Raw genomic sequence first — 22,555 nt, 5'->3', positions numbered from 1 at the left:
TTATTGATTATTTATTATTTTTTTATTTTACTTCTTCAAAGTCTACATCCTGAACGTCATCAGCACCACCTTGGTTACCTCCAGATTGTCCAGCTTGCTCTCCACCTTGAGGTTGACCTTGCTGCGAAGCTGCGTACATTTCTTCAGAAGCTGCATTCCATGCGTTTTGTAACTCTTCGGAAGCAGTGTCGATATCTGCAAAATTTCTTGCCGCATGCGCTGCTTTCAATTTCTCTAAGCCTGCTTCAATCGGAGCTTTTTTGTCTGCAGAAATTTTATCCCCATATTCTTTCAATTGTTTCTCTGTAGAGAATACTAAGGCATCTGCAGCATTGATTTTATCTGCTTCTTCTTTTATCTTTTTGTCCGCTTCTGCATTAGCTTCTGCTTCTTGTTTCATTTTTTGGATTTCTTCGTCTGAAAGACCTGAAGAAGCCTCAATACGGATATTTTGCTCTTTTCCTGTTGCTTTATCTTTAGCCGATACTTTGATGATACCATTGGCATCGATATCGAATATTACTTCGATCTGAGGTATACCGCGTGGTGCAGGCGGAATGTCTGCCAATTGGAAACGGCCTAAAGTGCGGTTTTGTGCAGCCATTGGACGCTCGCCTTGTAATACGTGAATCTCTACTGATGGTTGATTGTCTGATGCCGTAGAAAATACCTCTGATTTTTTAGTAGGGATAGTGGTGTTCGCTTCGATCAATTTAGTCATTACACCACCCATAGTCTCAATACCTAATGAAAGAGGAGTAACATCTAATAATAATACATCTTTTACTTCACCAGTCAATACACCACCTTGGATAGCAGCACCTAATGCTACAACCTCATCTGGGTTTACTCCTTTAGAAGGCTCTTTGCCAAAGAATTCTTTTACTGCGTCCACTACCGCAGGGATACGTGTAGAACCACCTACTAAGATGATTTCATCAATGTCAGAAGTGCTGAAGCCTGCATTTTTCAATGCTGTGCGGCACGGTTCGATTGTGCGTTTGACTAAGTCAGCTACTAAACTTTCGAATTTAGCACGTGACAATGTGCGTACCAAGTGCTTAGGGCCTGTAGCATCAGCTGTAATGTATGGTAGGTTGATCTCTGTAGATGAAGTGCTTGAAAGTTCAATTTTAGCTTTTTCAGCAGCTTCTTTCAAACGTTGTAAAGCCATGGCGTCTTTTTTCAAGTCGAAACCATTGTTCTCTGCTTTGAACTCATCGTTCAACCAGTTGATGATGGCATTGTCAAAATCGTCACCACCTAGGTGAGTATCACCATCGGTAGCTTTAACTTCGAATACCCCGTCACCTAATTCAAGAACAGAAACGTCATGTGTACCACCACCACAGTCAAATACAACGATTTTCATGTCCTTATTTGCTTTATCAAGGCCATAAGCCAAAGCTGCAGCTGTAGGTTCGTTAATGATACGCTCTACTTTTAGACCTGCGATTTCACCAGCTTCTTTGGTTGCTTGACGTTGTGCATCATTAAAATAAGCAGGTACAGTAATTACAGCACGGCTTACCTCTTGACCTAAGTAGTCTTCAGCAGTTTTCTTCATTTTCTGAAGTGTCATTGCGGAGATTTCTTGTGGTGTGTATTTACGATCATCTATCTCTACACGAGGCGTATTGTTGTCGCCTTTTACTATTTTATAAGGTACGTGTGAAAGCTCTTTAGAAGCCTCATCATATGAAGTACCCATAAAGCGTTTGATAGAGTAAATTGTTTTATGTGGGTTAGTGATAGCTTGACGTTTAGCAGGATCTCCTACCTTACGCTCACCACCATCTACAAATGCCACAATTGAAGGAGTTGTACGTTTACCTTCATTGTTTGCAATTACTACTGGCTCATTACCTTCCATAACGGCTACACATGAGTTTGTAGTTCCTAAGTCGATTCCTATAATTTTAGACATATTCTTATGTATTGTTTTTACGAGTTATTAATTCTTGATTGTACTATAACAACCCTTATGCCAACAAAATGTTTGCCCCAAAAAAGCGAATAAGAACAACAAAATGGCGGTAATGTGACACCATTCAATGACAAAATGTCTTTTTTTAGTAAATTATTTGCTCTAGAATCTTCTTTTTTGCGGATCCACTGTCACTGCCTCGTTGAAAGAATCTGCCAAGCGAGTTGGAGAAGTCATCTAATGTCATGGCTTTTGATTTTTTATCGCGCCAATCGGTTGGTAGGGCCTCATTGTGATAGTCTATTTTTGTTGCCCAATACTGTATATGCATTTCGGGAATCGCAAGGCCTAGGATCATACCTGGTAAACCATGGCTTAACGCTGGGCCTGCCGATACGGGTATTTGATCGGTATAGAAAGCGACTAGGTACAAAGAGTCTGCAGTAGCACCGTTTACTCTACGACATTCGAAACCGGCGATGTTGCGGTATTCGTCTGTAAAGCGCCATGTTACCTGTGTTAGGGAATCTTTGAGGATATATTTGTCGTCTAGTTCAACTTGTACTTCTGCCGTGTTTGATTTTAAGTTTTGATAAAGTACTTTGGAGGTGTTTCCTCGAGTTCGAGCGCTGCGCATTACCATTGCACCACCACCGCCTCGCATGGTTACTGCTCCCATGGAGCCTGTGCCTCTACCGCCTCTAGCTCCACTTATTCTAGGCTGATTGCGTGCGTCTTTGTTTTCTTCCTCATTTATTTCTGGTACTAGTAAACTGCCATATTCGTCAAAATACATAGTCATGCGCTCGGTCCGAGAGTCGGGCATCGTATTGATATCTCCTCCCCAAAAGTGTCTACCTCCCATTCCACCTGGCGACATATCGTCAAATTTTTTCATCATCTCTCTAGTCTGCGCACGTGTGTATGTTATTCTGTCAAAAGAAATGGTGCCTCTAGTGCCGAAGTAGGCATACTGTGCCTGTACAGTAATACCGAGTAAGAGGCCTATAGTTAATATTAATATCTTGTTCATGTTAAGTTCTTGTTTTACGACGTAGTCAGAAATTATCCTCTCGCTATTAATCTGTTTTTTTCTTGCCCAAATTTTTATTGAAATCCCATTTTAGTCCAACCAGTATATAACGTGTCAATATTTGCTGGGTAGATTCATTGAAACCGGTCTCAGAGGATGATCTATTGATGTTATTGTAAGTGTTGAATATATCAAAGCCTTTGATGCTGGCCGTAAGACTTTCATTGCTCAATAATTTTTTGCTGATCTCGGCATTAACATAGAATTGATGCAAGCTTTTGTTATAAAACTTGGTAGGTCCTTCTAAAGAATAATTTACGTTACTGCTGACATTGAATTTCTTAGGTAAGAAATATTTAAAATATCCAGAACCTGCCATATTGAAACTCGTGTAATTATAGCTTTTTTGTAAGCTGTTTCTTTGATTATCGACGCTGATTCTCCAATTGAAATCATAATCTAGACCTTTAGAGTTTTGTTCATTAAGACCGATACCTGTGGATAGGCTTGTGGTCTGTTCATTGTTAAGCTGATATTGCTGCGTTTTAATGTCATCGCCGTACTTAATGTAGCTGAAACCATTGTTGTAATTGAGCCCACTAAATATATTGAATTGTGTGTTTTTGTCAAATACAGGTTTATTAAAGTTGCTGTTCATCCCTGCCCGCCAGCTGGATTTACCAATAACATTGATGTATGAACTGGTTGTCACACCGGTTAGAGTGTCTATTACTCTTTGATTGACTATCGGGTCTGTGGTAAACGAAATGTCCGCATTGAGGTTCCAGTTAGTTCCTTTTAAGAGACTCATGGTGTGATAATTTAGCCGGAAAGAATTGTTGTTTGATCGCTTCAGATCCGGATTCCCTTCTTGTTTGAATAAGGGATTGGTCTGAGGCTGTAATCGTTGTAACTGCGCAAACGTAGGGATGTTAAAGCTGTTTTGGTAAGATATTCCTACGTTTTTTCTATTTGAAAGCCTGTAGTTTGCATTCATGTTAATGTCGTTATCCCAAAATGTACGATCGAGATTAATATTTCTATACTCATCTGTCAGAGATTGATCCCTAAAATTTGTACGGTTGGATAGGTTCACCGAAAGCTTTTCTGTAAAGTAATTAAGGTTGGCAACCATTCCATGGCTGGTATTAACCGTTCTTTGATCTTGCGAATATAAAGAATCTAAGACTGGAGCGGTGTTGTTGCCTCTTTCGAATGCATTTAATAGGGTTTCGTTGGTAGCATTACTGATATTATAACCAAGTGAATAGTTGAGCTTGTCAGAAATACGATCTGAATATTGAATCTGCCCAGAGATGTTATTGCCGTTATTGTTGTTCAGCCTATTTTGATTGATGTAAGTGGTATCTCCTTTTACATGATACATCGCAATTTGGTTGACAATGCTCTCGGAATTATTTTTATTATAGCTGTTGTTAAAGTGTAGGTTTAGTGAGCTTCCTTTTTTGTTCAGCCGTTTTCTATAATTGATTCGTATATCGTTAGAACGAGTTTGTCCGTTGGTTGTTGTTGTGTCTCCCATTCTGCTGAAAGCTTCTCCATTTTGGGTAGTATAGTTATTGGACTGGCTACTGCTATAGTTATTGGCAAAGTTGGCTCCCAAGTTGATCTCCATATTGGATGTAGAGTCTATTCTATATCTTATTTCTGATCGTATACCATGTGCGTCTGACGAGTTTGCAGTCTTTGACTTGCTTTCTGATTCTTCAATTACATTTTCTGCCAATAACTGTTTGTTAAAGGATTGACGCTCATTGTTGTTACTGTTTGTGTTGAAGTTGTAATTTCCATTGAAATTGACTTTCTTTTGAAAAAACTGATTTTCATAATTAGCTCCTACGGACGTACTGACAGGGTTTCCTGTAATCTGGCTGTTCATGCGTAAACCTCCTTCTCGTCCCATGCCAGCTCCCATATTGTTGGTGTTGGCTGTCACGCCCATACGTTCTGTCTTGTTGAATTTTGCTGCAAATAAGCTGCCCGTGTAGAGGTCACTGCTTCCGGCGAGTGCTTCCGCATTACCAAAAATACCTTTTCGTGCTTCTTCTTTTAATACCGCATTGACGGTAACTTCTCTTACGCCGTCATCTATACCTGTGAGTTCAGCTTCCTTGGATTTTTTTTCAAAGACCTGTACTTTGTCGACAGCATCTGCCCGAATATTTCGAATGGCGATTTTAGGATCGTAACCGAAAAATTCTTCACCATCGATCAATACCTTGGATACTGATTTCCCATTTGCTGTTATTTTGCCATCGCCGGAGACCGACAGGCCAGGAAGACGTCTTAGCAGGTCTTCTAGTTTGGCGTTCTTCTCTGTCTCGAAGCTGCCAGCATCGTATTCTAATGTATCGCCCTTGATGCGAATAGGAAGACGCTGCTGGATGACAACCTCTTCAATCAAGTTGGCCTGTGAATTTAATGCTATTGGAGCTAATGTTGAACTGGTGCCCTCTGTCTTTATCTTCTTAGAAACGAGTTCAAATTTTGGATAGGATACAATAAGTAGATAGGAGGAGTCTCTCAAATTCTTAAATGAAAATCTTCCATCTTCATCTGCTCTTGTGAACTGTTGCATGATAGAGTCCTGATCGAGCAAGACTATAGATGCATTGATAAGGGGTTTGTTATCCGATTTGTCTATGACTTTGCCGGATAGCGCATGTTGTCCATAAACAAAGTTTGTGGCAACTAAAATAAGGATGCTGAATATAAATCTTTTCATTCAATTGGTTTAAAAGACTGATCAAAGATAGAGTGAACAACTATTAAATAATGTTAAATGGATTGCAACATTTTGATGACTGTTTTGTTGAGGTATTATGCCTATTTTTGTGCAGAAATAATGTCCAACTATGAAATACTGCTATCGCATAAAGTAATAATTGATAGCTTATGTGATATTGAGCAATGAATATGGGCCTATTGATGGCCGTTTGATAAAATAAATTATATGACTTTCGAAGCTTATTTGAACTATTTTGAAGATGTGTTGACGCATCCATCAAATTATCCTACTTACAACGATCCTGAATATTTTAACTATGCCAAGCTCAATTGGTCTCGGATGAATCGATGGTTGAAGAAATTTGAGATTAATGAGGATGTCCGCACATTTTTCTCTACATCTACCGAAAAGCAGACTTGGATTTTGATAACAGAGCCCTGGTGTGGTGATGCTGCACATAGTGTTCCTCAAATTCATACTTTGATCAAGGATAACCCTAATATTATCTTGGATATCCAATTGCGGGATTCCGAACCTTTTCTGATCGATAAGTACTTGACAAACGGGGGCAAGTCTATTCCTAAATTAATTATTAGAAATGAGCAGGGGAAAGATATAGCGATCTGGGGACCTAGGCCTGCAGCATTACAACAGATCTTTGATGAAATGAAAGCTGAAGGCAAAGAGTTTGAAGATATCAAGACTTATTTTCAAACCTGGTACAATGCCGACAAAGGTATTGAATTGCAGCATGAACTTGTGGCATTGTTGAGCGGAGTAGAAAAGAAATAAGATTTGGGACTCTAGACATTAGGATCATGCATATTGAGGAACTTCGGGAATATTGTTTAAGCCAACAGGGGGCCTCTGAGGAGTTGCCTTTTGGACCCCAGACGCTAGTGTTCAAGGTAGCAGGTAAAGTGTTTTTATTGGTGGGGTTGGATCAGGTGGATCAGTTGAGCTTTAATGTGAAATGTGATCCAGAATATGCGGTAGAGCTTAGAGAGTGCTATGACAATACAGTGTTTCCTGGATACCATATGAACAAGAAACATTGGAACACGGTATATGCCAATCGGGAATTGTCGGATGCCGTATTGTTTGAATTGGTCGACCACAGTTATCAGCTTGTTTTTGATAGTTTGCCAAAAAAGGTGCGTGAAGAAATTGAGAGCGTCAGCTGATATTTCCATGCATTAAAACAAGGTAATGTAAAGATTTAGTAGATATAGTTGATTATACCTTATCCAATGCTCTTTTAACGTGATAATAAGACTAGCTTTGCCCTGCTTAAAAATTGAAAGTTTATGAAGTTACGTGGTTTATTGTTTTTTTACGGAGCGCTGCTCCTGTTTTTGTCGTCCTGTATAAAGGACGAGGCTCCAAATATGGAGGCTGATATTATTAAAGCTGAAACTGAAAATGATGTCTTTTTATTAGAGCCTGTAGTTTCAGGAGGTAGTATAGTGTTGTATTTAAAACCTGATCAAGAAGAAACCCTAGAGTTCGATATCAAATTTACTTTGACCGAAGGCGCTCAGTTACAAGCGGAAGATGGACAGGTGATGGATAATAATGTTCTTAAAGTAGATAGGGAGTTAGCTGAGCGTATGCAAACAGAAGGAGTCTCTGTTAAAACAATCTCCCAAGACAAGCAGTATTCTAAGCAATATCTGTTAAAAATTATAAATACAAAAGACGGATTTGTCCCTACAGAATATGGCTTTGAAGAAATTGTCATTAATAAGGATCAACAATATACTGAATTCTTCAATCGTATAGATAATCAGGATTTTTACAATTGGTCATCAGGAAATATTGGTTACTCTCTTTCTTTAATGTTTGGGGGAGGAAAACTTGAGCCCGATGCATATCCCACTACAACAACGACTGATGCATATTCGGGGGAAAGAGCGTTGCTTTTAGAGACGAAAGCTACAGCTGATTTCGTGGCAAAATTAAAAAAACCAATAGCCGCAGGAAATTTGTTTATTGGTGCATTTGATACAGGACCAGTGTTAACGGATGCCCTCTCTGCTACGCAATTTGGATTACCATTTAATAAGGTTCCTGCCGCACTAGAGGGGTATTACAAGTATCAACCTGCCGATAAAGTTACAGATGAAAATATGAATCCAGTGAATATGAAGGATTCCTGTGATATTTATGCTGTTTTTTATAATCGTAAACAATTAATGGAATCGGTGAGTGACCCGAAGAAAAAAGTACCTTATTTGACAGGACATAATATCCTTACTGATCCAAGTATTGTGGCAATTGCTAAAATTAAGGATGGTTCAGCAACAACTGGAGATGGATTTGTTAAGTTTAGCTTGCCGTTCGAATATCGTACTAAGGTGGATATGGGGGCAGTTGCCGGATTGGATTATAACATTGCGATTGTAATGAGTTCAAGTAAACGAGGAGATAGTTTTATCGGGGCCGTAGGAAGTAAGTTGATTGTTGATGATTTAAAAATTGTAACTAAGTAATGAGAAAAATTAGTAAATATATTGTTGTTCTCTCTGCGGTATTCCTTTTCATTACTAAAGGTAATGCACAGGAGATTGGAGATATTAGCGTTGATTTTATTTTAGGAGGGAAGATTGGAGGAGCTGCTCCATTATCTCTACCTGTGGAAATCAGAAAGATAAAAAGTTATAATCCTAACTTACCGTTCTATGTAGGTGCTAAAGCTAATTATGCTATAGATTCAAAATGGGGGGTAGCTGTTGGAGCTATTTTCGAAGGAAAGGGAATGGATGCGAAGGCCAGAGTTAAAGGTTATAAAACAACATTTAGTGCTATAAATGATTCCGAAGGCAAGCTTCGTGGATATTATACTGGAGATATTACGACTAAGGTTCATAATCTCTATATTTCTGTTCCGGTGCAGGCTACCTATCAGGTGTCTGAAAGATGGAATGTTCAAGCAGGCCCTTATGTGGCATTTGCTGTTAGGAAAAAATTCTACGGAGAAGCGTTTGATGGATATTTGAGACATGAGACTCCTACAGGAGATAAGATTAATATTGATAAAGCTGATTATGATTTTTCAGAGAGTGTGCGTAATATCGATGTTGGTATGAGTTTAGGTGCAAAATATGAGATCAATAATAAGTTTTCTGCCTTAGCTCAATTTGACTATGGTTTTAACAACATTATGAAAACAGGGTTTGAGAGTATTAGTTTTGGTATGCACAATATCTTCATGAATGTTGGAATAGGCTATACGCTAAAATAGATGATATCAGTATTTAATTAATAGAAAAGGCGGATCCGTATAGATCCGCCTTTTCTATATTAAGGATCTGTATTAGAGATTACATCTTCAATCCAATTTCACGTAAACGTTCGTCTAGGTACTGTCCTGCAGTATAATCCTCATATACTTTAGGGTGAGCTGTATCTATACAAGAATCTAAGGATGCCAAGCTCATTTGAGCTTTAGGATGCAAAAAGAAAGGTACTGAATAACGAGAAGTCTTCATCAACTCGATTGGTGGGTTTACTACACGATGTGTCGTCGATTTCAGTTTGTTGTTCGTTAGTCGTTGTAGCATATCCCCAACATTGACAACGATATCTTCTCCTTTAGCCTTAATGGGAAACCATTCTCCATCTTTTGTCAGTACCTCTAATCCATCTGCGGATGCTCCTATCAATAGGGTGATGAGATTGATGTCCTCATGTGCACCAGCACGTACGGCATCGGGTGCTAATGATTCTGGATTTTCGATAGGAAAGTAATGGATTGCTCTCAATATAGAGTTGCCATTGATAACATACTTTTCAAAATAATCTTCGTCAAGATCGAGATAAGTTGCAATGGCTTTCAATAGATTACGACCGGCATTCTCTAGTTTTTTGTAGATCTCAGCAGTAACTGCTTCAAATCTGGGTAGCTCTTCTACGAGTGGATTGTCAGGAAAGTCCTTTTTGGAATACTCTTCTCCAACAATAGTCTGTCCGCGTTGCCAAAACTCTTTTAGATCTGGCGTTTTGGAATCTTTGGCTTTTTCTCTGCCTTTTGTTGTGTAGCCTCGCTGTCCGGCAAGTTCTGGGAATTCATATTTATCCTTAGTCTCCTGAGGAAGGTCAAAGAATGCCTTTACTGTTTGATATAATTCGGATATTAATTCCTCACTTAATCCATGATTTGCAATGGTAACGAAGCCTGTTTCGTTAAATGCTTTGCCAATATCTTGAACAAACTGTTTGCGTTGGTCGACATTGCCCTGGGTATAGTGCTGCAAGTCTAGACGTGGAATGTTTACGAGTGCCATATTATTTTTTTTAAACCTGATACAAACCTAAATAAAAGTTTTATGATTCCATTTATACCCTATTATAAATGCTAGCTATTGGCTGCATCTAGTTAACTGTTGACTTCTGGGAAATACTTTTTTTACTTGATTCGTTAAGAATAAGAGGTTTTAAAACAGATTGTTATGGTTCTTTGTGTGGGTGTTATATTTTTTTACAAGTATTTGGAATATACAAGTTAAACTATTAGATTTGTTATGCTTGCATAATAAAATACAAGTAGGTCACAAAAATCAACAATGAACCAAGATAATACAATTGATTATTTTTTAAAAGCTGCGTGGCAGACTGTTGCGAACAAATATAACAATATTGCTTCACAACATGGGTTTACGCAGGCTGCCGGATATATATTGATTAATATCCATAAAGATGGTACTCCTGTTTCTCAAATAGCAAATTCTACAGGAGTGAAAACCACTTCTCTGTCTCGGGTGTTAAATAACCTAGAGGCGCTTGGTTTTATCTATAGGGAAACAAGCACGACAGATAAGCGGTCTGTAAAGGTGTACTTAACCCCGCTTGGCGTGGAAAAGCGAAGGGTAGCGAAGGGTGTTGTGCGTGGCTTCAATGAATACTTGGAGGCTCAGCTCACGGAGAAGGAGCGGGTACAGTTGATCAAGATGCTTGCTAAGGTGAATGATCTGGCTGGTGATTATGAAGCTGAACCGATGAATGTGTTGGAACTGAAATAAGGTGTTGAGATGAGTGACTTTACAAAGATAGATGTGGGACATTTCTAGGTAGAGTGGCTTAAAGTTATAAACGGAAAAATGTATTTACATATGAACAGAAACATTAAAAAGGTAGCCGTATTGGGGTCCGGAGTGATGGGGTCTCGTATTGCCTGTCATTTTGCCAATATAGGCGTGGAAGTATTGTTATTGGATATTCCACCGAAAGAATTAATTTCTATAGAAGAAGCAAAAGGACTTCAGTTGACGGATTCGGCCGTACGTAATCGTATCGTAAACGCATCACTTGATACGGCGATCAAGTCCAATCCCGCGCCCTTATTTAGCAAGTCTTTTGCTAAACGGATAAGTACCGGAAATTTTGAAGATGATATGTCCAAGATTGCTGATGTAGACTGGATTATAGAAGTTGTGGTCGAGCGATTGGATATTAAGAAGTCCGTTTTTGATAAGGTCGAACAGTTCCGAAAGCCAGGGACATTGATTACGTCTAATACTTCTGGTATCCCCATTCATTTGATGACAGAAGGCCGGTCCGACGATTTTATTGCTCATTTTTGTGGGACACACTTTTTCAATCCACCTCGCTATCTACAGCTTTTGGAGATTATACCTACCCCTCATACTAAGCGGGATGTCGTTGACTTTCTAGTGCACTATGGTGATAAAATGTTGGGTAAAACCGTCGTGCTGTGTAAGGATACGCCTGCATTTATAGGCAATCGTATCGGTGTCTACTCTATGTTAGCGTTGACTCATCTTGTGGATCAATTGGGATTGACTGTAGAAGAAGTGGATAAATATACGGGGCCAGCGATGGGACACCCTAAATCTGCAACTTTCCGTACTGCTGATGTCGTCGGATTGGACACATTGGTTAATGTGGCTAACGGTCTTGATCAGAATGCTCCTGATGATGAAGCTAAAGGGGTGTTTACTTTGCCTGGTTTCATTACACAGATGGTGTCTAATAAGTGGTTGGGTGAAAAGACGAAAAAGGGATTTTATGAAAAAGTAAAAGGAGCAGATGGAACTTCTGAAATATTATCCCTGAATCTTAAAACGCTGGAATATGGTTCTCAGTCAAAGGTGAAGTCTGCTACTTTAGAAGCAACCAAACAGGTCGAAGATATTCGTAAGCGGATGAAGGTATATGAGCAGGGAACGGATAAGGCTGGTGAGTTGTTCCGAGCTATGCATTATCCTTTGTTTGAATATGTTTCGAATAGAGTGCCTGAGATTACGGATGATTTTTTCCGTATCGATGATGCGATGCGCGCTGGATTTGGTTGGGAAATCGGTCCTTTTGAAGTCTGGGATGCTCTAGGGGTGCGGGAGACATTAGAAAAGATTAAAAAAGAAGAAAAGCGGCTTCCAGGGCAACGTGGTGAGGTAGCGCAGTGGGTACACGATATGCTAGCTGCAGGATGTGAGTCTTTCTATAAAATAGAAAATGGCGTCCGTCAGTATTATGATATAAATTCTAAGTCTTATAAAGCGATACCAGGGACGGAGGATCTTATCGTGCTGGATCATATCCGGGAGGCAAAGACCATCTGGAAGAATTCTGGTGTATCCATTATAGATCTTGGCGATGGTATTATTAACTGTGAGTTCCATACGAAGATGAATACTGTCGGAGGGGATGTGATTCAGGGTATCAATAAGGCCATAGATATTGCAGAGAAGGACTATCGTGGTCTGGTGATTTCTAACGACGGCAAGAACTTCTCGGCAGGAGCCAATATCGGAATGATTTTTATGATGGCTGTAGAACAGGATTATGATGAGTTAAATATGGCCGTGCGTATGTTCCAAAATACATCTATGCGTATACGCTACTCTGCTATCCCTGTTGTTGTGGCACCGTTCCAATTGGCACTGGGAGGTGGATGTGAGTTTTCTATGCATGCCGATTTTGTACAGTTACATGCGGAGACCTATATGGGGTTAGTGGAGTTTGGTGTTGGAGTGATCCCCGGTGGAGGTGGCTCTAAAGAGTTTGCGTTACGTGCTTCGGACGAATTTAAAGAGGATCAGATTACACAAAATACATTAAAAGATAAGTTTCTGACGATAGGACAGGCAAAAGTTTCTACGTCCGCTGTGGAGGCTTATGAGCTTGGTTACTTGCAAGAAGGTAAGTACGCTATTACGATGAATCGGGCTCGATTATTAGCTGATGCCAAAGCGAAAGCCATCGAATTGGCGGATGCTGGTTATGTACAGCCTGTACCGCGCCACGATATTAAAGTTTTGGGCAATCAGGGATTAGGTATTGTCTATGTTGGTGCTTCTTCGATGAGAGCTGGCAATTATATTTCTGATCATGATAAGAAAATATCGGAAAAGCTGGGATGGGTGATGTGTGGAGGTGATCTTTCAGCTCCTACTGAAGTATCTGAACAGTATTTGTTGGACTTGGAACGTAAAGCATTTTTGGAGCTCTGTGCTGAACGAAAGACCTTAGAGCGGATTCAGCATATGTTGACGAAAGGAAAGGCGTTGCGGAATTAGATTAAAAGTATTTAGTACTTAGTATTTAGACAATTTCTCGCGATAGCGCATGCGTGTCTACATATGAGGTCGAAATACAGTTAATCCTATCAAAAAACTTAGGTTATTTATTAGATGATAATTTAGAAGCGATGTTAGATAAGGTTGCGGAATTGCAGAAAATGAATTACGTTTTTCAGCAGAAGCTGAAATCTAAATACTAATATCTAACTACTTAATACTAAAAAAATATGGAAGCATACATTGTAGCAGGATATCGTACAGCCGTAGGCAAGGCGCCTAGAGGTGGTTTTCGTTTTATGCGGGCAGATGATCTAGCCGCCGAGGTTATCAAGCACTTGGTAGGTTCGATTCCTCATTTAAATAAAGAAGAAATTGATGATGTCATCGTAGGGAATGCGATGCCAGAGGCAGAACAAGGGATGAACATGGGCCGTTTTATCTCGTTAATGGGACTAGACACGGACAAGGTGCCCGGGGTAACGGTCAACCGTTATTGTGCTTCTGGTTTGGATACGATTGCAACCGCCACAGCTAGGATCAAAGCGGGAATGGCTGATATTATTATTGCCGGAGGAGCTGAAGTGATGTCGGGTATGCCATTTGGTGGTTGGAAGATCGTGCCTAACCCGAAAGTTGCAAAAGACCATGCAGACTGGTATTGGGGCATGGGCCTGACAGCAGAGGCCGTGGCTCAGGAGTATAAGGTATCGCGTGCTGATCAAGATGCATTTGCTTTGAAGTCTCACCAAAAAGCTATTGAAGCCATTAAAAATGGACATCTTAAAGACGGAGTGGTGCCGATTACAATCAAAGAGAACTATGTTAAAGATGGTAAGATGGCTACACGTGAATATGTCGTTGATACGGATGAGGGACCTCGTGGAGATACGACAATAGAAGCGTTGAGCAAATTAAGACCTGTGTTTGCGGCAGATGGCATGGTGACAGCGGGTAACTCCTCGCAGACGTCCGATGGGGCGGCTTTTGTGATGGTAATGTCAGAGCGTAAAATGAAGGAACTTGGTTTGAAGCCAATTGCTAAGTTGATTTCTTATGCTGTAGCAGGCGTACCTCCACGGATCATGGGAATAGGTCCTATTGAGGCTATTCCAAAAGCATTAGCACAGGCTGGGTTGAAAAAAGAAGATATTGATCTTATTGAGTTGAACGAGGCATTTGCATCGCAGTCATTGGCTGTTATCCGGACACTGGGATTGGATGAAGAGAAGGTCAATGTAAATGGTGGTGCTATTGCGCTGGGGCATCCGTTAGGATGTACAGGTGCAAAACTGACAGTGCAGGTTCTCAATGAGTTGAAGCGTCGTGGTAAAAAGTACGGTATGGTAACGATGTGTGTGGGTACCGGTCAGGGTGCTGCAGGGATATTTGAAATGATGGACTAGGTTAGTAATCTCAAATTTTAATAAAATGACAAATAAAATAGCAATCAAAGGTGGTGAATTCGTAATCAAAGAAACGCCCTATAACGAAGTATTTATCCCTGAAGAGTTTGATGAAGAAGCGAAGATGATTCGTCAGACCTGTCTCGATTTCTTGGATACCGAGGTCTTGAATAAACTCGATAGAATAGATGCTCAGGAAGAAGGTCTGATGCAACAATTGATGGATAAGGCTGGCGAATTGGGGATGCTGGGGGTGTCTATCCCTGAGGAATACGGAGGTTTTGGTAAAAACTTTAACACGTCAATGCTGGTCGCTGATGCGGTAGGTGGAGGCTTTTCTTTTGCAGTAGCGTTATCTGCTCATACGGGAATTGGTACATTGCCTATTTTATATTATGGAAATGCCGAACAAAAGGCTAAATATATACCGAAATTGGCGACTGGTGAGTGGAAGGCTGCTTATTGTTTGACAGAACCGAATTCAGGTTCGGATGCCAATTCAGGACGTACTTCTGCCAAATTAAATGCAGAAGGCACCCATTATTTGATCAATGGTCAAAAGATGTGGATTACCAATGGAGGTTTTGCAGATATCTATATTGTATTTGCCAAAATTGGAGATGACAAAAACTTGACGGCATTTATCGTAGAGAAAGATTTTGGCGGTATTACCATGAATCCTGAAGAACACAAATTAGGGATAAAAGGATCTTCTACACGGCAGATTTTCTTTAATGATTGTGCTGTGCCTGTTGAAAATATGCTTTCGGAACGTGAGAATGGATTCAAGATCGCCGTGAATATATTGAATATTGGACGTATCAAGCTAGGGGCTGCTACGATTGGTTCTGCTCGTGCTGTAATTTCGACAGCAGTAAATTATGCGAATGAACGTGTGCAATTCAATCTGCCTATCTCTAAGTTTGGAGCAATCCGTTATAAGCTGGCGGAATCTGCTATTCGTTTGTTTGCAACGGAATCGGCAGCTTATCGGGCCGGACAGAATATTGATGATACTTATGAGGCATTGATAGCTGGAGGTATGGACGAAGCCAAAGCAAAATTAAAATCTGTAGAACAGTTTGCGATAGAGTGTGCTATCATCAAAGTGTGGTGTTCAGAGATGCTGGATTATGTTGTCGATGAGGGGGTGCAGATTTACGGTGGTATGGGGTATTCAGCCGAGGCTCCTATGGAACGTGCGTATCGGGATTCTCGTATCAATCGTATTTTTGAAGGTACGAATGAGGTTAATCGCCTGTTAGTTGTCGATATGTTGTTAAAGCGTGCCATGAAAGGAGAGCTGGATTTAATGGGGCCTGCTCAGGCTGTCGTGGGCGAATTGATGGCTATTCCTGATTTTGCAGATGAGGATACTGCACCTTTTGCAGCGGAAAAGAAAATTATCGCTAATCTGAAGAAAGCGGGGTTAATGGTAGCAGGGGCGGCTGTGCAGAAGTTGATGATGTCACTTTCTAAAGAGCAGGAGATACTGATGAATATAGCAGATATTATAGGTTATGTATATGTAGCGGAGTCTGTCTTATTAAGAACTGAAAAACTGTACCATACATTGGGTGAAGAGGCAACAGGTCTACAAGCGGATATGGCTCGTGTATACTTGTACTCGGCTATAGATAAGGTGAATGTGGCAGGTAAAGAGGCTCTCTACTCATTTGGAGAAGGGGATGAGTTGAATATGATGTTGGTTGGTTTGCGACGTTTTACAAAAGCACAACCTTTCAATGTGAAGGAAGCTCGCCAGCGTATTGCACGCAAGCTGATCGAAGAGAACAGATATTGCTTCTAAGCGAGGTTTATTTTTGTAGAAAAGGAAGCCTGTGCAAATTGCACAGGCTTTTTTGCATTTATATTGATGGTATCGTGGCGCTCTCTATATCGATTAGTTCGGGAGAAATCTCCATTTTCCGAATACTCATTTTTTATGTAAGTTGTAACTATATGTGCTGTTCGGGTGGTCTTTGCGTTAAAGTAAGTAACTTAGCTGTACTTTATATTTTAGTATGACTACATACGATGCAATAGTAATTGGTTCTGGTCCGAATGGTTTTGCTGCGGCAATCACTTTGCAACAGCAGGGTTTAAGCACACTGATTATGGAGGGTGCTGATACTATTGGCGGCGGAATGCGTACAAAGGAATTGACGTTACCAGGTTACCGCCATGACGTCTGCTCTGCGATACATCCTATGGCGATGGCCTCTCCCTTTTTGCGTTCCTTGCCGCTGGAAGCGCACGGATTGCACTTTGTTCAGGCTCCATATGCGGCAGCGCATCCGTTGAAAAATGGAGAGGTAGCACGCCTATGTAAATCTGTGGATGAAACTGTCGCCTTTCTTGGTGCTGACGGTAAAAAATATAAAGATCTTATCGAACCTGTGGTGGAGCAATGGGAGACTTTGTCGTTGGATATCATGGGGCCTTTGCGCTTTCCGGAGCATCCTGGTCAGATGATGGGTTTTGGGCTGGATGGTCTCATGCCTGCCGATTGGTTGGTACATCGTTTTAAGACGATAACAGGGAGAGCTCTATTCGGAGGAATGGCTGCACATGGTATACAACCGCTGTCCAATTGGGGGACATCGGCGATCGGCATGGTATTGATGGCGGTTGGAAATCGGTATGGCTGGCCAATTCCGGTGGGAGGGTCTCAATCTATAGCTAATGCTTTAAAAAGTTATTATCTTTCTCTCGGCGGTACAATACAGTGTGATTGTTGGGTGGAAGATATTCGTGATATACCGCAACATCGGGTTTTATTGTTGGATCTCACGCCACGACAATTGCTCGGATTGAAAGGAATAGAATGGGCAAAGAGCTATAAAAAACAGTTGGAGAAGTATAGACAAGGAATGGGGGTGTTTAAAATAGATTGGGCTCTTTCTGATCCTACGCCGTTTATAAATAGTGAATGTAATCAAGCTGCAACGGTACATCTCGGAAATACTTACGAAGAGATAGCACATTATGAAAAGATGACACATTGCGGCAAGCTATTGACAGAGCCTTTTGTTTTGTTTGCACAGCAGAGTTCTTTTGATCGCACGCGAGCTCCCGAGGGTAAGCATACCGGATGGGCATATTGTCACGTTCCTAATGGGGTGGAGGTCGATAGAACAGAGGCTATTGAGACGCAGATCGAGCGTTTTGCGCCAGGATTTAAAGACACAATTATAGCTCGTTCTTCGATGAATGCTATGGATATGGAACGCTATAACCCTAATTATAGTGGAGGAGATATTAATGGAGGATTAATGGATATAAGACAGTTGTATACGCGGCCGATCCGTTCATTGACACCCTATAGGACCTCTGATCCATCCACATATATCTGTTCATCGGCTACGCCTCCTGGCGGTGGAGTACATGGAATGTGTGGTTATGCGGCCGCAAAGACTGTATTAAAAGATCATTACGGGATTAAAGAACAAGATTTGAAACTTAATTTCTTAAGAGGAGGAAATGAATGAAAAAAGTAGTGTTGGCAGGAGGCAGTGGCCACCTGGGAAGGTTGCTGGCTGAGCTGTTAATAAAAGCTGGGATGAAAGTTGTAGTCTTTTCCCGGAGTAAAGTGGATAAGACAATGGAAAAGGTTGACTATGTTTATTGGGATGGAGAGACACTCGGTGATTGGGTGGGAGAATTAGAGGATGCAGATACACTGATTAACCTTTGTGGAAAAAGTATACAATGTCGTTTTACAAAAGAGAATCAACAGACTTTGACCAATTCCCGGGTCGTCCCGACCAAGCTTTTGGGTGAAGCTCTTCGATCTCTAAGGCGACCTCCTCGGTTATGGATTAATTTCTCTGGTATTTCAATTTTCGGTGGGAAAGAGAATTTGCATGCAGAGGATAGTACAGATTATGGAGTCGATTTTCTAAGTGTTTTGGCACAAGAATGGGAGGCTGCTTTTGTAGACATTCCATTGCGGAATACCCAGAAAGTGATATTGCGTATCAGTCCCGTTTTAAGCAAGGGTTCAGGAATGTTTGCCGAATTACATCCTTTGGTGAAGATGGGCTTGGGCGGAAAAGTAGGGGACGGAAAGCAGATGGTCAGTTGGATCCATGAACATGATTTTGTTCAAATGGTAAAGTGGGTTATGGAATCGAAAGAGCCTGCGCCTGTATATCATGCTTGTAGCTCGGATACTAGGAGCAATAAGGATTTTATGCGGGTATTTAGAGAAGAGGCTAAGATTTCCTTGGGACTGCCCGTGCCTGTTTTTATGGCGTATGTAGGTTCTTTTTTGAAAGGAGTTGATGTGAGTCTCCTATTGCAAACGGTTCCCGCTACGACAAAACAGACAATAGAGGATGGTTTTAAATTCAAATATAACTATCTTCACAGCGCCTTGGCGCAACTTATAAAATCAACTTAAACTATGTTGTCGAAAAAAATTACATTTACAGAAGACTGGGTCGTGGTTATACTTGGCTTAGCTATTACATTTTTAGCTCTATCCGGACTCATTGTTCCTGTGCCTAGTTTTACGTGGACTAATTTTGGAGAGCTGGAAAGCAAAGTTTTCTCTTCTGAAAATGTATTTGCTGTGCTCTGTCAGTTTGCGATGGTGTATAGCATCGCTATAATTGGAGCCTGGTTGCTTAAGAAAAGTGTTAAAGCCTTACTGTTTGTGTTCCCAATGGTTTATTTTTTAACTATTGTCGCTGTCATCCTTGCAGGGAACTCTTTTGTTAAAGAATATAATTTAGAGGCTGTTATCTTCAGTCTAGGGATAGGTCTAGTTATCAGTAATTTTTTTAATCTTCCAGAATGGTTTAAAAATGCTTTAAGTACCGAATTATATGTTAAGATTGGTCTTATCCTTTTAGGGACAACCGTTATATTTGGTGATATATTGGAGGCTGGATCTCGTGGACTTATCCAAGCACTTGTTGTGGTTGTTTCTGTTTGGTATTTCGCCTTCTGGGTATGTAAGAAACTGAAAATAGACAAGGAAATGTCGTTGATGTTGTCCAGTGCCGTATCGATTTGTGGTGTATCCGCCGCTATTGCAACGTCTGGAGCAATCAAAGGAGACAACAAGAAATTGTCTTATGTGATTTCTTTGGTGCTTATCACAGCTATACCTATGATGATATTTATGCCTTATCTCGCTGATAAGATGGGGCTTTCTCAGGCAGTTACTGGAGCTTGGTTGGGCGGTTCCATAGACACTTCTGGTGCTGTCGCCGCTTCTGGGACTTTGGTAGGTGACGAAGCGTTAAAAGTAAGTACAATTGTGAAATTCTCACAAAATGTCTTGTTGGGAATCGCGGCATTTTTTATTAGTATTTACTGGACCTATTCGAAATCGGTAGACGAGGAAACAATGCGAGAGAAGCCTACTTTAAAGGTGATATGGGAACGCTTTCCAAAGTTTGTTCTTGGATTCGTTTTTGCTTCGCTGCTTTTTTCATTTGTTGTATCAAATGAGACCAATGAAATGGTAAAAGGCAGTTTAAAAAGCCTTCAGGGACTGTGGTTTGCATTAGCATTTACTTCCATTGGTCTAGAAACCAATTTTAAAGATCTATTCAAGCAAGAGAACAAAAAGCCTCTGTATGCATTTCTTATTGCGCAGACTTTTAACGTCCTCGTTACTTTGGTGATTGCTCTGTTGTTGTTCCGATAAACTGGGGACACTTTAATATAGAGGCCTTTTTGCTTTGATATTTTGTTTATGGAATTATGTATCTTAAAGCATCTTTAGTATAGTAAACAACGAAGAATGAATGAAAAGGAGTTGCTTCAGGAGTATAAGATTACCGGGAACTTAGATGTTCTGGGGAAACTGTATACGCCTTATATGTCTCTTCTTTATGGGGTCTGTTTCAAGTATCTACAAGATGCAGATCGTAGCCAGGATGCTGTGATGCATATTTTTGAAGAACTGATTGCTAAACTTCGATTACATGAAGTCGAGAATTTCAAAAGTTGGTTACATGTATATGCCAGAAATTTTTGTCTTATGCAATTGAGGAAAGATAAGCGGGCTATACATTTAGATATTGACGACAATCTTTTTGAAAGCGAACAGAGATTGGTGCAGGAGGAAGAATTTAAATGGAACGATGATGATTTTGACAAATTGGATTCTTGTTTACAAAAATTGAATGTTGAACAAAGAGAGTGCGTACGTTTGTTCTATTTGGAGCAGATGTGTTATAAAGACATCGCTGATGGAACAGGGTATGATTTGAATAAGGTCAAGAGTGCAATCCAAAACGGTAAACGCAATCTGAAGATCTGTATGGAAAGTAAAGGAAATGGAAAATAAGTATCAATTATCGCGAATTCATAACTACGTAAATGGTTTAATGAGCCGTGAGGAAATGTATGCACTGGAGCGTGAGGCGCTAGATGACCCATTTCTACAAGATGCTATTGATGGCTATAAATTGCAGGAAGGCGTGGACGCTAAACAGTTGAGTTTACTACAACAGCGGTTGACTACACGAATAGCAGAACAATCTATTGGTAAGAATAGACGATTTTATAGTTGGCAGCGTCTGGCAATAGGCGCTACGGCTGCGGTTATGTTTGTAGCTGTCTGTACACTGTTGTTGTTGCGCTACTTTCCTCAGCCTAAGTCCAGCTTAGCCGAGGTGGAAGTTATGCAGGATCAAGTGTTCTCCATTACAGTGACCAACACGGGAAAATTTGATGGAGAGCCAATGATTGGATGGAGCAAGTATGAACTTTATTTGTCCCATGATTATACGGGAGTATCTCATAGAGAAGGTGAGGTTTTAGTCCGTTTTAAAATTGATGAAAAGGGAAGGCCATATCAGTTATCCATTGATGGGAACAAAGATGTAAAACTATATGCCGAACTGGTGAATTTGTTGGAAAATGGTCCGAAATGGCGAGGAGGGGAGGTGGAGATGCGTATCGATTTACATCAATTGAAGATGTAGTAAAAGAGCAAAGATTATTAGTCTTTGCTCTTTCGCTTTTTATTCTTCCCAACGGATTTTGTCTTCGATCGGTGTTCGTACAGGTTCACGTGATTCAGCCTGATGATGTCCTAAGTAGAAGATCCCAATACATTTTTGATTTTCTTCTAGGTTTAAAAATCCGCCAAGATGATTTATTAATCCTGGAGTTGCCCAATATCCTCCAATATTTAAAGAGTGGGCGGCTAACCATAAGTTTTCTACAGAACATGCTGTAGCGGCAAGCTCTTCCCATTCTGGAACATCCCCTGTATAGTTTACAACGATAGCGATGGCAACATTAGACATAGTAGCCTTTTTTGCCATGTTTTGCTCCGTTACCTCGGTATATTTCTCCGTAGGTGTAATGGATTTATAAATTCGTGCCAGTTCAGTACCTAAGCGTTGTAGTCCTTCTTTTCTAAATATTACATATCGCCATGGTTGGGTACGTTTGTGCGTTGGAGCTGCATTTGCGGCTTCTAGTATGGTCAAGATGTCCTCTTTACTTACTTCTTCCGAGGTAAAGCTATTCTGATTTACCGTTCTTCTAAAGTGGATTGCCTCTAAGACATCGTTTTTTTTCTTCATGATATTGTTTGTTGATTGCTTATAAACGAGATGATTTTGAATTTTGAATTTTATCCAGCTGAACGTCTAATTGTGTATTGTCGACGACTTCTATAATGATAGTTTTGGAAGCATATCCTGGAGCTGAAAATTTGACGACCTGCTTTCCTTCTGGAATTGTTGTACGATACGATCCGACATCATTTGTCTGGATAGTTTCTTCCTTCCCTTTGATCGTGATTGTTATGTTTTTTATAGATCCATTGTTCCCATCGGTAACTTTTCCTTGGAGTTCGAGTTGCTCTTGTGCAAATAAAGAACCTACAAGGCAAAATAGAAATGAGAGTATGCTTGCTGCTTTTTTCAT

At 40.4% G+C, this 22,555-nt stretch carries 20 protein-coding genes; 14 read left to right on the top strand and 6 right to left on the bottom strand.

Going from position 1 to position 22,555, the window contains the following annotated elements; all coding sequences use genetic code 11:
• Positions 1-22 precede the first annotated feature (22 nt).
• The 3 genes from dnaK to M472_RS25010 all read right to left on the bottom strand — a co-directional run bounded on the left by dnaK (position 23) and on the right by M472_RS25010 (position 5,706).
• The gene (dnaK, locus tag M472_RS25015) at positions 23-1,927 is read right to left on the bottom strand and encodes a molecular chaperone DnaK (RefSeq protein WP_021068557.1); all 1,905 of its coding nucleotides are present in this window, start codon (positions 1,925-1,927) and stop codon (positions 23-25) included.
• Between the two features lie 145 nt (positions 1,928-2,072).
• The gene (locus M472_RS44305) at positions 2,073-2,960 is read right to left on the bottom strand and encodes a GLPGLI family protein (protein ID WP_021068556.1); all 888 of its coding nucleotides are present in this window, start codon (positions 2,958-2,960) and stop codon (positions 2,073-2,075) included.
• A gap of 46 nt (positions 2,961-3,006) precedes the next feature.
• The gene (locus M472_RS25010) at positions 3,007-5,706 is read right to left on the bottom strand and encodes a TonB-dependent receptor (RefSeq protein ID WP_021068555.1); all 2,700 of its coding nucleotides are present in this window, start codon (positions 5,704-5,706) and stop codon (positions 3,007-3,009) included.
• A 228-nt stretch (positions 5,707-5,934) separates the two neighbouring features.
• Between M472_RS25010 and M472_RS25005 the strand changes: the two genes are divergently transcribed.
• The 4 genes from M472_RS25005 to M472_RS24990 all read left to right on the top strand — a co-directional run bounded on the left by M472_RS25005 (position 5,935) and on the right by M472_RS24990 (position 8,953).
• Positions 5,935-6,501 (top strand): thioredoxin family protein, encoded by a 567-nt coding sequence (locus M472_RS25005; RefSeq protein WP_021068554.1) that lies wholly within the window; start codon positions 5,935-5,937, stop codon positions 6,499-6,501.
• Positions 6,502-6,527: 26 nt separating this feature from the next.
• Positions 6,528-6,893 (top strand): MmcQ/YjbR family DNA-binding protein, encoded by a 366-nt coding sequence (locus M472_RS25000; protein ID WP_021068553.1) that lies wholly within the window; start codon positions 6,528-6,530, stop codon positions 6,891-6,893.
• Between the two features lie 123 nt (positions 6,894-7,016).
• Complete coding sequence (locus M472_RS24995) at positions 7,017-8,201, top strand: PCMD domain-containing protein (protein WP_021068552.1); 1,185 nt, start codon at positions 7,017-7,019, stop codon at positions 8,199-8,201.
• Positions 8,201-8,953 (top strand): porin family protein, encoded by a 753-nt coding sequence (locus tag M472_RS24990; protein WP_021068551.1) that lies wholly within the window; start codon positions 8,201-8,203, stop codon positions 8,951-8,953. The genes M472_RS24995 and M472_RS24990 overlap by 1 nt, the downstream gene beginning before the upstream one ends.
• 79 nt (positions 8,954-9,032) lie before the next feature.
• Here the strand turns inward: M472_RS24990 and M472_RS24985 are convergent, their stop codons facing one another.
• Positions 9,033-9,995 (bottom strand): isopenicillin N synthase family dioxygenase, encoded by a 963-nt coding sequence (locus tag M472_RS24985; protein ID WP_021068550.1) that lies wholly within the window; start codon positions 9,993-9,995, stop codon positions 9,033-9,035.
• 279 nt (positions 9,996-10,274) lie between these two features.
• On the opposite strand from M472_RS24985, the gene M472_RS24980 reads away from it, so the two are divergent.
• The 10 genes from M472_RS24980 (at position 10,275) to M472_RS24940 (ending at position 21,600) form a co-directional block, all read left to right on the top strand.
• Positions 10,275-10,730: a MarR family winged helix-turn-helix transcriptional regulator gene (locus M472_RS24980; RefSeq protein WP_021068549.1), complete on the top strand. Its 456-nt coding sequence runs from the start codon at positions 10,275-10,277 to the stop codon at positions 10,728-10,730.
• Positions 10,731-10,820: 90 nt separating this feature from the next.
• Positions 10,821-13,247: a 3-hydroxyacyl-CoA dehydrogenase/enoyl-CoA hydratase family protein gene (locus M472_RS24975; RefSeq protein ID WP_021068548.1), complete on the top strand. Its 2,427-nt coding sequence runs from the start codon at positions 10,821-10,823 to the stop codon at positions 13,245-13,247.
• 53 nt (positions 13,248-13,300) lie between these two features.
• Positions 13,301-13,450 (top strand): four helix bundle protein, encoded by a 150-nt coding sequence (locus M472_RS45940; protein WP_021068547.1) that lies wholly within the window; start codon positions 13,301-13,303, stop codon positions 13,448-13,450.
• A gap of 27 nt (positions 13,451-13,477) precedes the next feature.
• On the top strand, positions 13,478-14,653 hold the full coding sequence (locus tag M472_RS24970; RefSeq protein ID WP_021068546.1) for an acetyl-CoA C-acyltransferase: 1,176 nt from the start codon (positions 13,478-13,480) through the stop codon (positions 14,651-14,653).
• 25 nt (positions 14,654-14,678) lie between these two features.
• Positions 14,679-16,463: an acyl-CoA dehydrogenase family protein gene (locus M472_RS24965; RefSeq protein WP_021068545.1), complete on the top strand. Its 1,785-nt coding sequence runs from the start codon at positions 14,679-14,681 to the stop codon at positions 16,461-16,463.
• Between the two features lie 214 nt (positions 16,464-16,677).
• Positions 16,678-18,144: a phytoene desaturase family protein gene (locus tag M472_RS24960; protein ID WP_021068544.1), complete on the top strand. Its 1,467-nt coding sequence runs from the start codon at positions 16,678-16,680 to the stop codon at positions 18,142-18,144.
• A complete protein-coding gene (locus tag M472_RS24955; protein ID WP_021068543.1) occupies positions 18,141-19,058 on the top strand; it encodes an epimerase in 918 nt (305 codons plus the stop codon). The genes M472_RS24960 and M472_RS24955 overlap by 4 nt, the downstream gene beginning before the upstream one ends.
• 3 nt (positions 19,059-19,061) lie before the next feature.
• Positions 19,062-20,315 (top strand): YeiH family protein, encoded by a 1,254-nt coding sequence (locus M472_RS24950; protein WP_021068542.1) that lies wholly within the window; start codon positions 19,062-19,064, stop codon positions 20,313-20,315.
• Between the two features lie 96 nt (positions 20,316-20,411).
• A complete protein-coding gene (locus M472_RS24945) occupies positions 20,412-20,960 on the top strand; it encodes an RNA polymerase sigma factor (RefSeq protein ID WP_021068541.1) in 549 nt (182 codons plus the stop codon).
• Entirely contained in the window at positions 20,950-21,600 is a 651-nt protein-coding gene (locus tag M472_RS24940) for a hypothetical protein (protein WP_022829237.1), read from the top strand. Before M472_RS24945 ends, M472_RS24940 begins: the two co-directional genes overlap by 11 nt.
• A 39-nt stretch (positions 21,601-21,639) precedes the next feature.
• On the opposite strand, the gene M472_RS24935 is transcribed toward M472_RS24940, so the two are convergent.
• Positions 21,640-22,209 (bottom strand): nitroreductase family protein, encoded by a 570-nt coding sequence (locus tag M472_RS24935; protein ID WP_021068539.1) that lies wholly within the window; start codon positions 22,207-22,209, stop codon positions 21,640-21,642.
• Between the two features lie 19 nt (positions 22,210-22,228).
• Complete coding sequence (locus M472_RS24930; RefSeq protein ID WP_021068538.1) at positions 22,229-22,555, bottom strand: carboxypeptidase-like regulatory domain-containing protein; 327 nt, start codon at positions 22,553-22,555, stop codon at positions 22,229-22,231.

This window comes from Sphingobacterium paucimobilis HER1398 (assembly GCF_000416985.1).
Taxonomy (GTDB): domain Bacteria; phylum Bacteroidota; class Bacteroidia; order Sphingobacteriales; family Sphingobacteriaceae; genus Sphingobacterium; species Sphingobacterium paucimobilis.
This window is presented reverse-complemented; position numbering and strand designations above follow the sequence as displayed.